Annotated in this window: 9 protein-coding genes and 1 pseudogene; 7 read left to right on the top strand and 3 right to left on the bottom strand. The window is 70.6% G+C overall.

The annotated features are described in order from the left end of the window. Nucleotides 1-34: 34 nt before the first annotated feature. From rfbB to N7925_RS31605, 3 genes are all read right to left on the bottom strand, one after another. On the bottom strand, nucleotides 35-985 hold the full coding sequence (gene rfbB / locus N7925_RS31595) for a dTDP-glucose 4,6-dehydratase (protein WP_265602877.1): 951 nt from the start codon (nucleotides 983-985) through the stop codon (nucleotides 35-37). Between the two features lie 238 nt (nucleotides 986-1,223). Beyond that, nucleotides 1,224-4,061, bottom strand: a complete 2,838-nt coding sequence (locus N7925_RS31600; protein WP_322784814.1) for a helix-turn-helix transcriptional regulator — start codon at nucleotides 4,059-4,061, stop codon at nucleotides 1,224-1,226. Between the two features lie 314 nt (nucleotides 4,062-4,375). Then, nucleotides 4,376-6,103, bottom strand: coding sequence for a 3-hydroxyacyl-CoA dehydrogenase family protein (locus N7925_RS31605; protein WP_274345867.1), 1,728 nt, complete (start codon nucleotides 6,101-6,103; stop codon nucleotides 4,376-4,378). A 1,034-nt stretch (nucleotides 6,104-7,137) separates the two neighbouring features. On the opposite strand from N7925_RS31605, the gene N7925_RS31610 reads away from it, so the two are divergent. The 7 genes and pseudogenes from N7925_RS31610 (at nucleotide 7,138) to N7925_RS31640 (ending at nucleotide 12,248) form a co-directional block, all read left to right on the top strand. Continuing rightward, the gene (locus N7925_RS31610) at nucleotides 7,138-7,359 is read left to right on the top strand and encodes a hypothetical protein (RefSeq protein WP_265602880.1); all 222 of its coding nucleotides are present in this window, start codon (nucleotides 7,138-7,140) and stop codon (nucleotides 7,357-7,359) included. A gap of 215 nt (nucleotides 7,360-7,574) precedes the next feature. After that, nucleotides 7,575-8,804, top strand: coding sequence for a phthiocerol/phthiodiolone dimycocerosyl transferase family protein (locus N7925_RS31615; RefSeq protein ID WP_274345868.1), 1,230 nt, complete (start codon nucleotides 7,575-7,577; stop codon nucleotides 8,802-8,804). A 161-nt stretch (nucleotides 8,805-8,965) separates the two neighbouring features. Beyond that, nucleotides 8,966-9,241, top strand: a pseudogene (locus N7925_RS31620) (hypothetical protein); the annotation flags it as partial. Next, nucleotides 9,223-10,101 carry a HipA family kinase gene (locus N7925_RS31625; RefSeq protein WP_265602882.1) on the top strand — a complete coding sequence of 293 codons (879 nt, stop codon included), beginning with the start codon at nucleotides 9,223-9,225 and terminating at the stop codon, nucleotides 10,099-10,101. The pseudogene N7925_RS31620 and the gene N7925_RS31625, both read left to right, overlap by 19 nt. Continuing rightward, nucleotides 10,098-10,481 (top strand): DUF3037 domain-containing protein, encoded by a 384-nt coding sequence (locus N7925_RS31630; RefSeq protein ID WP_265602883.1) that lies wholly within the window; start codon nucleotides 10,098-10,100, stop codon nucleotides 10,479-10,481. The genes N7925_RS31625 and N7925_RS31630 overlap by 4 nt, the downstream gene beginning before the upstream one ends. A gap of 218 nt (nucleotides 10,482-10,699) precedes the next feature. Beyond that, nucleotides 10,700-11,461, top strand: a complete 762-nt coding sequence (gene fabG, locus N7925_RS31635; RefSeq protein ID WP_030582031.1) for a 3-oxoacyl-ACP reductase FabG — start codon at nucleotides 10,700-10,702, stop codon at nucleotides 11,459-11,461. Nucleotides 11,462-11,492: 31 nt separating this feature from the next. Further along, nucleotides 11,493-12,248 (top strand): SDR family oxidoreductase, encoded by a 756-nt coding sequence (locus N7925_RS31640; RefSeq protein WP_265602885.1) that lies wholly within the window; start codon nucleotides 11,493-11,495, stop codon nucleotides 12,246-12,248. The last annotated feature ends 15 nt before the right edge of the window (nucleotides 12,249-12,263 follow it).

Consider the following 12,263-nt stretch of genomic DNA (forward strand, 5'->3'; position numbering starts at 1 on the left):
TCCAGGGGGGGGCGGCCAGGGCGCAGGGGGCCCGCTATGAGCGGTTGGCGATATACCACTTGACGGTCTCGGCGATTCCCTCGTCGAAGCCCACGAGGGGCCGGTAGCCGAGTTCACCGGAAATCTTCCCGATGTCGACGGAGTACCGGAGATCGTGGCCTTTCCGGTCCTCGACCTGCTCGACGCTCGACCAGTCCTTGCCGAGGCTCCGGAGGATGAGCGAGGTGAGCTGCCGGTTGCTCAGCTCCGTGCCGCCGCCGATGTTGTAGACCTCACCGGGCCGTCCGGACTCGGCGACCAGGGCGATGCCCCGGCAGTGGTCGTCGACGTGCAGCCAGTCCCTGACGTTCTCCCCGTCCCCGTACAGCGGCACCGTGAGGCCGTCCGCGAGGCGGGAGACGAACAGCGGGATGACCTTCTCCGGGTACTGGTGGGGGCCGTAGTTGTTGGAGCACCGGGTGATGCACACCGGCAGCCCGTGGGTCCGGTGGTAGGCGCGGACCAGCAGGTCGGAGGCGGCCTTGGAGGCCGAGTAGGGCGAGTTCGGGGCCAGCGGGCACTCCTCGTCCCAGGACCCCTCGGCGATGGACCCGTAGACCTCGTCCGTGGAGACGTGGACGAACTTGGCGACCCCCGCGGCGTCGGCAGCCTTGAGCAGGGTCGCGGTGCCCAGCACATTGGTGCGGACGAACTCCATGGGGTCCTCGATGGACCGGTCCACATGGGACTCCGCCGCGAGGTGGACGACCAGGTCCGCGCCGTCGAGCACCTCGTCCACCAGACCGGCGTCGCAGATGTCCCCCTGCACGAAGCGCATGTGCGGGCTGCCGGCGACCGGTGCGAGATTGTCCAGATTCCCCGCGTAGGTGAGTTTGTCGAGCACCACCACGTCGGCGTCCGCGAAGGCGGGATATTCGCCCGCGACGACCTTCCGGACGAAATTCGAGCCGATGAAGCCCGCGCCTCCCGTCACTACGATGCGCATGGCACTCCTCCAAGCCCTCATGGAAAGGGGCGGTTGTCGGGAGAGTCCGTATTGACTCGCGCAGAACGTAGCAACGCCGATCGCGGCCCAGCCAGGAAGCGGGGGAGTTCTAGGGGGCGACTCAGGGGTTTGCCCCGCGCCTCGGGCGTGGGCGGGCCATTCTCGTGCGGCGGCACGCCGCGGACGCCGCGGGCCCTTGTTTCAGGGGTCCGCGACGTCCGGTGCCGGCGAGGAAGGCCTAGGCGATTTCGGTGACGGTCGACCGCAGCCCCGTCGGGAGTTCCTGACGGCTTCTGATGCCGAGCTTGCGGTAGATCTTCGTCAGATGCTGCTCGACCGTGCTCACGGTGATGTAGAGCGTGGCCGCTATCTCCCGGTTGCTGTATCCGTCCACGGCGAGCGCCGCGACCCGGGACTCCGAGCGGCTCAGCTTCACCGTGAACCCGCTGGGCCGCGCCTCCTGCAGGCTCAACAGCTGGACCACCGCCCCGTCCGGGACCGGATCGCGGTTCACCTCACGGTCGTCGCGCAGCGCACGCGCGATGCCGACGTAGAGCCCGTCGGCACCGCACTTCCTGGCGACGCGCGCGGCGCTCGCGAGCAGCCCCCGCGCACGGTCGGTGTGTCCCTGCCGGCGATGGGCATGGGCCAGACTCACCTGCGCCCGGGCCGTCTCCAGCCGGTCGCCGCACTGCTGGAACTCCCGTACCGCCTGGGTGAGATGGAGGAGCACGTCCTTGCTCTTGGGGTTGGCGCAGGCGGCACGCAGCAGGAGCGCGGTGCCGCGGGTGCGCGAGGTCGTCGGGGAGCCCACCCGCAGCTGCGCTTCGATCAGGCCCTCCACGCGGTCCCGCTCGCCCAGTTGCAGCCATGCCTCGGCGGCATCGAGCCGCCACGGCAGGGGCGCCGGCCAGTCGACCCCCCACCGCTGGGCGAGCTGCCCGGCGAGCAGGAACTCGCCGAGTGCGGCGTTGGGACGGTTGACCGCCAGGTAGTGGCGTCCGCGGGCACGCCGGTAGGCCAGCCCGTAGGCGCTGCGGAAGAGGGCCTCGGGCACCGGTCGGCTCAGCCGCTGGGCCGCCGCCTCGTGCCGTCCCATGGCCGTGTACGCCATGATCTGGAAGGCCAGCGGCCCCCCGGTGAAGACACCGCCGTCCCAGCCGGGCACCGCGTTCTGCGCGAGGGTGGCGTACTGCTCGGCGTCGGTCAGATTGCCCTGGCGCAGCGCGATCTCGGCGCGCTTGGAGGCGAACATGGCGTGCCAGCCGGGGGACCGGCGGCGCTCCGCCTCGTCCATCAGGGCGTCGCACCGCTGCTCGGCCAGATTCAGTCGATCCGCGTAGATGAGGAGGTTCAGCGAATTGACGATGGTGTCGAAGGTGCTGTCGGTGAGCGGGTAGGTCTCCAGGGGGTGGACCGCCGCGTCGATCCGCGCCTCGCCGGGGTCGTCCGCCGCGGGCGGCGCGAAGCCGAGGCCGATGTGGGGGAGCAGCGCCGCCGGTTCGGCTTCCGTCGGCTCGTGCGTCTCGCCCGGTTCGCGCAGCCACAGGCTGCTGCCGTACTGCGGGGACAGCGTGCCCTCGCGGTCACCGGGGCCACGGCGGCGCAGCGCGTCGCGGGCCTCGCTCAGCCTGCCGTGCGAGACGAGCAGTTCCACGAGCCCTTCGATCCGCGAGGAGGGCAGCGCCCCCGCGTGCAGGGCCGCCAGGGGCTCCTCCAGCATGCGTTCGGAGGCCGCCGGGTTGAGCCGCCACATCACGGCCGAGGCGAGCAGCCGGTTGCTCGCGCGGGTCCCCGGCTCCTCGCACGCCTCGTAGGCGAGGTCGAGGAAGGCGGCGGCCAGGCGGGCGTTGTCCTGGGCGAGGGCCTGTTCCGCCGCGCTCTGGAGGACCGGGACGGCCCACCACTCGTCGGCGCTGCCGGCGTCGAGGAGCTGCCGGGCGATGAGCATCGACTGGGCGCCGCTGCGGTGCAGCAGCGCGGCCGCCCTGCGGTGCCGCTTCTGCCGTGTCTCACGGCCCATGTGCTCCAGCACGGCGGCCCTGATCCTCGGGTGGCTGAGCTGCGCGTCACGGGCGACGCCGACCTCGCGCAGGATGCGCATGCCACGTGTCACCCGGTCCTCCGGCATGGCCAGGAGCTCGGCGAGCCGGTCCGTGCCGGAGGCGGTGCCCAGTGTGGCCATGCCCTCGGCGAGCAGGGCCGCGGTGGGGCCGCTGCGCCGGATGCAGTCGATGACGGCCTGGAGGAAGATGTCGCCGATGACGACGTCCACCGGCTGCTCCTCCTTCATGGGTTTCGTGGCAGCCCGCGAATCGTCCATGAGCGCGTGCAGGAGCAGGGGATTCCCGCCGGTGAGTTCGTGCCACTGCCGGACGGAGCCGATCTGCCAGGGCGCGGCCGCATGCGAATTGAGCAGTCTCGCAGTGTCCCGAACGGAGAGGAGCTCCATTCGCAGGCGCGAGGAATTCGGGAGACGCATGATGCGCGTGTCGAAGGTGGGGTCCTTCGGCTCACAGGTCAGGTCGCGTGAGAACGCGATCATGAGCCGGGCCGAGTCCAGCTTCGCGGCGGCGTAGAGGAGGTACTGGAGCGAGGCCGAGTCGATGGACTGGAGGTCGTCGATGCAGATCAGAACCGGCCCGCTCATGACCAGTTCGAGGAGCGCGGCGCAGAAGTCGCGTGCGCCGCGCAGGGGTTCGGGAGGGGGTGTGGGCGACCGGAAGGCGGTCGCGCCGGTCCGTGACGTGCTCAGCAGAGTGCCGTGGAAAAGAGCCCGCCGCATTCGGTCGGCCGTATTTCCCGGCAGGGTCGGACAATCGAGGAACTGGCGTAGCGCATCGAGTGGTTCGGGATGGTCGAGAAGCGCTCCGTGTGCCCAGAGAACCACCGCTCCCGACTCTTTTGCGTACTCTTTCAAGAGTTCCAGGGCTGTCGACTTTCCACACCCCGCAGCACCTTCGAGAAGGGTCACCCGTGTTTCGCCGGCGAGGCTGCGGGTAAATTGGCCGCGAAGGGCACCTACCTGAGCTTCGAACCCTTCCGTGCTTGCGAGTGTGCGTCTAAGCATTTTCATCCCCCGTGCTCATCGATGTCGTTCTGCACCTTGAGTACGGGCGAAATTCTAACGCATGTCCGTGTCGAACATCCATTGCGGACTGATGTAATCCGCTTCCCCGTCGCCGCCGGTGGGCGGGCGTCCCTCTCCCGGCGGCCGGACTTCGCAAAGGAGTCCGCACCGGGGCGAGTGCTCATTTAATGGTGCAGACCATGCAGGTCAGCAGTGTATCGCCGCTGTGTTTCCCCGGAATGTCACGCGAGGCCCCGTGCGGTACGCGGCAGTGGTGCCGCCGTTTATTCATGCCCTGAAGCGATATCCCGCCACGGATTTCACAGGGTGCTGCGGGCGGGGGTGCGAAATCCCTTTCCGCTCTTTCGTCCGGTGTATCCGGCGGCGACCAACTGCTCCAGCCGTGGCGCCGGCTCCAGCCAGGGCTCGCCGAACGTGCCGTACAGGGAGCGCTGGATGGCGAGCGAGACGTCGAGACCGACGACGTCCAGCAGTTGAAACGGACCCATGGGGAAGACGTTGCCGTTCGACATGATCATGTCGATGTCGGCGGTCGTGCCCCGGCACTCCTGGAGCAGCGTCACGGCGTGGTTGAGGTAGGGGAAGAGCAGGGCGTTGACGATGAAGCCGATCCGGTCCCGGCAGCCGACCGTCCTCTTGCCCAGGTTCCTGGCCGTCGCATGGACCGTGGCGGTCACGTCCGGCGAGGTCAGCACCGTGTGCGAGACCTCGATCAGCTTCATCACGGGCGCCGGGTTGAAGAAGTGCATGCCGGCCACGTCCTCCGGCCGGCCGGTCGCCCGCGCGCACTCGACGACGGGCAGGCTGGACGTGGAGGTCGTCAGCACCGCACCCGGCCGGCACACCCGGTCGAGTTCGCCGAAGATCCTCCGCTTGACGTCGATGTCCTCCGCGACCGCCTCGACGACGAGGTCGCAGCCGGCGAGCGCCTGCGGATCGGACGCGCAGGTCAGCCTGTCCATCGCCGCGCCACGGGCATCGGCGGTGAGCTTGCCGCGCTGCACCCCGCGACTCAGCGACCGGTCGACGGCCGCACGCGCGGACCCGGCCCGCTCGTCGCTCCGCGCGACGAGGACCGTCGGGTGGCCGGAGCGTGCGCAGACCTCCGCTATCCCGGCGGCCATCGTCCCGGAGCCGACCACGCCGATGCTCCGCACCTCCCGCGCCTGCCCCTGCCGGGGCGCCGCACCGTCGGCGTCGGGCGACGGCGAGCCGTCCGTCCAGGAGTAGAAGCCACGGCCGGCCTTGCGGCCGAGCAGCCCGGCCGACACCATCTGGCGCAGACTCGGCCGCGGCAGGAAGCGCCGGTCGCCGGTGCGGGCGTGCAGCGCCTCCAGGGTGTCGAGGGCCGTGTCCAGCCCGGTCGCGTCGAGCTGGGCGAGTGGCCCGCTGCGCAGGCCGCAGCCGAGCGACATCGCCGTGTCGATGCTGTCGCGCGTCGCGTAGCGCTGCTCGTGCATCGCGACCGCGTCGTTGAGGTACGCCAGCGTCAGGGCGCTGCCGATGAGTCCCGCTCGGTCTGCCGTCGCCACCGGGTGCCACCCCAGGCCGCGGACCAGTTCTCGCACGTCGTCGAAGACCGTGTCCACGGTCAGCGGGGTGGGTACGAGCTCCACCGTGAGCTCCTTGGCCTCCCCGTCCGGGAGGAACAGGTGCAGCCCGACGAGACGGTCGGGGCATCCGGCCTCGAACGCCAGCTCGGTGACCGGGAGTCCGCCGGACGTGGTGACGAACACCGTGTCCGGACCGCAGAGCGCTACCGCCTCGCCGAGCACCGCACGCTTCACCGCGGCACGCTCGGGGACCGCCTCGACGACCAGCTCCGCCTCGGCGGCGTCCGCGAGCCTGCCGGTGAACTCGATGCCGCCCGGGCCTCTTTCACCGATCCGTCTTCTCGCCCCGTCGATGGCCGCCGGATCGGTGTCGACCGCGATGACGCGCCGTCCGCTGCCGACCAACTGCCCCGCAATCGCCGATCCCGTGGTTCCGAGTCCGATCACCGCGACGGTGGAGAGGTGCCGAGCCATGGAGGGGCGTCCCTTCGGGTCGTGGGCCACGGCCCGTGAACCGAAGGGGATGAGAACGGCTGTCCCCGGGGCCGCATCTGAAAACCGACGCTACGGTTTTACCGTTTGTTGAACAACCCCTATGCCACGACCCCCTACTCCGCCCGATCGCCGACCCGGCGTTCCGTGCCCCGGCGTCATGTCGGGGCACGCCTCCCGCGGGGCCCGTCAACTCTCGCCCCGCTCGGCCCGGTTCGCCGTCGTTCCTGGTCACAGCCGCGCGCCGGGCACCGACCGGGGGCCGCTGCCGCCGCGGACCGCCGTCCCGGCGAGCCTTCGGACGGCCACCCCGGGCGCGTACCGGTTCCCCTGGCGCCCACCCCCTCCCGGGGTGTCCCGCCACGCCGGCCGAAGGGACGAAGCGGTGCGATTCGCCCATCCCCCTTAAGGGGGCGACTGGCTGGTCTTGGGGGGTCCCCGGGCTCCGCGGAACCCGTGGTTCGCAGCAGGCCCGGGTCCGCAGCGGCTTCTTCGGCGCCGACAAGCTCGGCTTCCCCGCCAGCCGCGCCGACACGCCGACACGCCGCGTTCGCTGGAACCCTCACCGTCGACGCTCTACTCGAGCGCGGCGTCCGGGCCGGGGACGTCCTTGCGTGTCCTTCGGGAATCTCGGCAAGCGGGGAGCGCAGCGCGGCAACGCCATCGAGGCCGAGATCCTCGGCAAGCCGGTCGGCTACCAGGCGGGCCTCGCCCGGGTTGAGTGAGGAAGCCTTGGCGGACGAGGTGTCCGAGGCGTTTGCGGGTGACGTTGACGGTCGCCTCGTCGGCGGGCATGCCGAGGAGATCGTGCAGTTCACGGGCTGACGCGACGAAGGCGCTTACTCGGCGGGCTCGCGATTGTAGAGCTTCTTGGCCCATAGGTAGCCGCCCAGAGTGATCAGGACGCACCAACCGGTGGCCAGGAGTGCGCTGTTGTCGATCGGTGTGCCCATCAGCAGCCCGCGCAGGGTCTCGATGAACGGGGCGATCCTCTACCAGAACCGGACGGGCTGCCAGTGGCGCGGTCCGGCGACAACGAGATCAGCAAGGACGAGTTCGCCCGCTCCCTGCGCGATGTGCTGAGGCCCGACGCCCCCGAGGCGATGGACATGTTCGCCCAGCTGGACGCCGACGGAGACGGCACCATCTCACGCCACGAGTTCATCCGCGCGGTCCATGAGCACGACCTCTCCAGCGACCCCAACGCACCCGGCAGTCTGTTCTTCGGACACATCTGACCCCCTCGCCAGCAGGGCCGGCCCGTCGAGCGCCGCATCCGCCTCGCTCCAGCCCCCCCTGCCGGACCGCCGCGGTGCGGCATCGGCGGACTCCGGTTCACCAGCACGCCATGCCGGGAAGTTATTGCTCGCGGACATCGACCACGGCCGCAGCCCGCTGCTCAGGGCGCGTCTGCGAACAGCTGCACAGGTCGCCAGTGACCAGGGGAGACGACATGACGAAACGCCTGCTCGCGCCGCACGAAGCGGCCATCGCCGCAGCGGGGGTCCGGGTCGTACTGCACAGCGACATCAAGGGCGATGTGGACGAGACGGTCCTGACCCAGGCACTGGACCGGCTGCACGAGTGCTACCCCCTGCTCGGCGGAAGGATCGTCACCGAAGCCGACAACGGTCTGATGGTGCGGATCGACGCAACAACCACAGGACCTGAGCTCACCCGCGGCACCCACTTCGACGAGGAGATCAGCACCCCGCTGGCCTGGGACCGCACATCGCTGCTGAGGCTGAGGGTGCTGCCAGGACGCGGCGGGTCCCGGGTGGTGATGACGTTGCCGCGCGCCTTCGTCGACGCCACGTGCTACCTGGCAGTGCACGCACGCCTGTGGGCCCTCTACAGTGCACTGGCCACCGGGCGACCGGTGCCCGTGGAGCGCGTCGAGCCCGTGCTCGCCCCGGCGCTGGACGATGTCCTCAGCGCCCGCTTCACCGACAACCAGCTGCGCGAATTCGTCGCCGAACGCGCCCGGCTGGACGCCCAGGCCGCTCCCGCACTGCTGCCCGCCCTCGCCGCCGTCCACAACGGACCCGGCCCCAACCTGAGTTTCGGCATCACCGCCGTCGAAGCCGGTTCCGACCACTGCGAGCGGCTGGCCCAGCGCGCCAAGGACGCCTCGCTCACCCTCAACGCCCTGGTGTCGGGCATCCTGCTGACCAGCCTGCGCTCCGTCCTTCCCGCCCCGGACGGCCCGGTGCGGATGCTGTGCACGACCGCGGTGGACATGCGCCGCAGGCTCTCCCCGCTGCTGCCCGCCAAGGTCCTGCAGTCGGCGGCGACCACCACCTCCATCCGGCTGGACATCGACGAGCACGCCCACCCGGTCGAGGTCGGACACGATCTGAACGCCCTGCTCCGGGCCGACTTGGACAGTGGCGCCGCCGCGATGGAACTGGCCGCCTTCCCCTACATGCTCGACCAGCACCCACCCACCCTGGTCATCACCAACGTGGGAAGCATCACCGGACCGGACCTGCCGAACGGGCTCGAGATCACCAACGTGCGCATCGCCCCGCTCGGCCACGTACCGATGCTCTTCGCCGTCGTCAGCCGCTACCAGGGCCGCCTGGCAGTCGACCTGACGTACAGCAGAGCCTGGTACACCGACACCCAGATCCAGGAACTCGCCGATCGCGTATCTGACGCACTGGTGCACGTGACCCGGTAGCGGCTGCGGACCCCGCAGAATACGGCGGCCCCAGCGACGGCCGCGCACAGACAGCGGATTCCGAACCATGGGTCTGAGGCGGTAGGTGGGTGCAGTGGGACGATGTTGTCGGGAGCCTGAGCAGGTACCACCGTGTGGGGGCGAGCCGCATGAGCGCCGTGACCGTTGTGACCTTGGCGCGGTGGCTCGGACATTCCTCGCCAGCGATCACTCTTGGTTACTATGCTCACTTCATGCCGGAGGCCGGCAGCAAGGGGCGCGGCACCATCGACGGTCTGCTTGGGGAGGGCGGGCATCGGCTCGCCGGCCGAAACTCGCCAGATTCTCCCCAGCGGCCGTCGACCGGCGATTTCCGCCTCTGCGCCCCGCAGTGGCCCTCCGTTGATGGTAAGGCTGAAGAGATGGGTGGCCTGGGAAAGTGTTGCAAGAAGTCGTAGCGACCCGCTATGTCACGCCCCTGCGGGAGGGTGGATCACTCCCCGGGATCGTCGAGGCCGACGACCTGGGCACGTACGTCATGAAGTTCACCGGGGCGGGACAGGGCCGCAAGACGCTCGTCGCGGAGATCATCTGCGGGGAACTCGGCCGTCGGCTGGGGCTGCGGGTGCCGGAGCTGGTGACCATGGAGCTCGACCCCGTCATCGGACTCGCCGAGCCCGACGAGGAGGTGCAGGAGCTGCTCCGCGCGAGCGGCGGACTGAACCTCGGGATGGACTACCTGCCGGGCTCCTTCGGGTTCGATCCGCTCGCCTACGAGGTGGGGGCGGCCGAGGCCGGGCGGATCGTCTGGTTCGACGCGCTGATCAACAACGTCGACCGCTCCTGGCGCAACCCGAACCTGCTCGTCTGGCACGGCGACGTCTGGCTCATCGACCACGGCGCGACCATGATCTGGCACCACAACTGGCCCGGCGCCCAGGCCTCCGCCGGCAAGCCGTACAACGCCTCGGACCATGTCCTGGCGCCCTTCGGGCCGGACGTCGCGGCCGCGGCCGCCGAGCTCGCCCCGCTGGTCACCGAGGAGCTGCTCACCGAGGTGGCCGCCGATGTGCCGGACGTCTGGCTGGCCGACGAGCCCGGTTTCGCCTCCGCCGACGAGGTGCGCCGGGCCTACATCGCACCGCTGCTCGCGCGGGCCGCCGACGTCCACGAGCGGATCACCCTGGACGCGCCGGCCTCGACCCGGCCCTCCCAGGTCCCGGGCTGGCTCACCGAGCGGTTGCCGCCCCGGCCGAAGCGGGCCGCCGACGACCGCGCCGCGGCGTCCGCCCGCACCGGCGAGGAGGGTGGCCGATGACGCGCCGCGACGTCTTCGAGTACGCGCTCCTGCGCGTCGTGCCCCGCGTCGAGCGGGGGGAGTGCTTCAACGCCGGGGTGCTCGTCTACTGCCGGGCACACTCGTTCGTCGCCGCCCGCACGCACCTGGACGAGGCGAAGCTGAAGGCTCTGGACCCGGCGGCGGATGTCATCGGGGTGCGGGCCGCCCTGCGCGCCGTCGAGGGGGTCTGCGGCGGCGGTGAGGGGGCCGGTCAGGCGGCGGGCGACGACGCCGGGCGGCGGTTCCGCTGGCTGATCGCCCCGCGCTCCACGGTCGTCCAGCCCGGCGCCGTGCACAGCGGCCTGACCACGGACCCGGCCGGTGAGGTGGAACGGCTGCTCGACCTCCTCGTGCGCTGATCCACGCCCCGGCGGGGCCATGACGGCACAGCGGCGGGCGCTCCGCCCGGTGTGACGTGCGGCCCGCCGGGGCGTGCGCCGTTGACACCGGGTGCCAGGGCTTCTAGCGTCTCGTCTGCTGAAGGTACTAAGCGGTTGCTCAGCGATCGGGAGTCTTTCTGTCAGGGAAACGTCCCGACGCCCGCTGAGCCCCGATCCAAGGGCGAGGAGAACCAAGCATGTCCACCACCGAGCAGCGCGTCGCCATCGTGACGGGAGCGGCGCGGGGCATCGGCGCCGCCACCGCCGTACGTCTCGCGGCCGAGGGCCGTTCCGTCGCCGTACTCGATCTCGACGAGGCGGCCTGCAAGGACACGGTCGAGAAGATCACCGCCGCCGGGGGCACCGCGCTCGCCGTCGGCTGCGACGTGTCGGACGCCGGCCAGGTGGAAGCCGCCGTCGCGCGGGTCGCCGCCGAGCTGGGCGCGCCGACGATCCTCGTGAACAACGCGGGCGTGCTCCGCGACAACCTGCTGTTCAAGATGAGCGAGTCCGACTGGGACCTCGTGATGAACGTGCACCTCAAGGGCGCGTTCCTGATGGCGAAGGCCGTCCAGGCCCACATGGTCGAGGCCAAGTTCGGCCGGATCGTCTCGCTCTCCTCCTCCTCGGCCCTCGGCAACCGGGGCCAGGCCAACTACTCCGCGGTCAAGGCGGGGCTCCAGGGCCTCACCAAGACGCTCGCCAAGGAGCTCGGCAAGTTCGGCGTCACCGCCAACGCCGTCGCGCCCGGCTTCATCGTCACGGAGATGACCGCGCAGACGGCCGCCCGCGTCGGCATGGGCTTCGAGGAGTTCCAGGCGGCGGCCGCCACCCAGATCCCGGTCCAGCGCGTCGGCCGTCCCGAGGACGTCGCGAACGCCATCGCCTTCTTCGCGGGCGACGACGCGGGCTTCGTCTCCGGTCAGGTCATGTACGTGGCCGGCGGACCCCTCAACTGATCCGGAACCGACCCGAAGGGCAGCGGACATCATGACGGTGCAGGACAGCGGAAAAGTCGCCCTGATCACGGGCGCGAGCCGGGGCATCGGCTACGGGGTCGCCGAGGCGCTCGTCGCCCGCGGCGACCGGGTGGCCATCACCGGTCGGGGCGAGGACGCCCTGAAGGAGGCCGTCGAGCGGCTCGGCTCCGACCGGGTGATCGGCATCGCGGGCAAGGCGCACGACGAGGCGCACCAGGCCGTCGCGGTCGAGCGCACGATGGAGGCCTTCGGCCGGGTCGACTACCTGGTGAACAACGCCGGGACGAATCCGGTCTTCGGCCCCATGGCGGAGCTCGACCTGAACGTCGCCCGCAAGGTCTACGAGACCAACGTGATCTCGGCGCTGGGCTTCGCCCAGCAGACCTGGAAGGCCTGGCAGAAGGAGAACGGCGGGGCGATCGTGAACATCGCCTCGGTCGCCGGGGTCTCCGCCTCGCCGTTCATCGGCGCGTACGGCATGAGCAAGGCGGCGATGGTCAACCTGACCCTCCAGCTGGCCCACGAGTTCGCCCCGGTCGTCCGGGTCAACGCCATCGCCCCGGCCGTGGTCAAGACCAGGTTCGCCGAGGCCCTCTACGAGGGGCGCGAAGCGGAGGCGGCCGCCGCCTACCCGCTGGGCAGGCTCGGCGTGCCCGAGGACATCGGAGGCGCGGCGGCCTTCCTCACCTCCGCCCAGTCCGACTGGATCACCGGCCAGACCCTCGTGGTCGACGGGGGAATTTTCCTCAACGCCGGCGTGGGCTGAGAGCGGCCTGGGCCG

Origin of the sequence: Streptomyces sp. CA-278952 (assembly GCF_028747205.1) — a bacterium.
In the GTDB taxonomy this organism is placed as follows: Bacteria; Actinomycetota; Actinomycetes; order Streptomycetales; family Streptomycetaceae; genus Streptomyces.

Excerpts from the sequence above, each read along its gene's own strand:
- rfbB (WP_265602877.1), bottom strand. The coding sequence starts at position 985 with ATGCGCATCGTAGTGACGGGAGGCGCGGGCTTCATCGGCTCGAATTTC.
- N7925_RS31600 (WP_322784814.1), bottom strand. The coding sequence starts at position 4,061 with ATGAAAATGCTTAGACGCACACTCGCAAGCACGGAAGGGTTCGAAGCT.
- N7925_RS31605 (WP_274345867.1), bottom strand. The coding sequence starts at position 6,103 with ATGGCTCGGCACCTCTCCACCGTCGCGGTGATCGGACTCGGAACCACG.
- N7925_RS31615 (WP_274345868.1), top strand. The coding sequence starts at position 7,575 with ATGACGAAACGCCTGCTCGCGCCGCACGAAGCGGCCATCGCCGCAGCG.
- N7925_RS31630 (WP_265602883.1), top strand. The coding sequence starts at position 10,098 with ATGACGCGCCGCGACGTCTTCGAGTACGCGCTCCTGCGCGTCGTGCCC.
- fabG (WP_030582031.1), top strand. The coding sequence starts at position 10,700 with ATGTCCACCACCGAGCAGCGCGTCGCCATCGTGACGGGAGCGGCGCGG.
- N7925_RS31640 (WP_265602885.1), top strand. The coding sequence starts at position 11,493 with ATGACGGTGCAGGACAGCGGAAAAGTCGCCCTGATCACGGGCGCGAGC.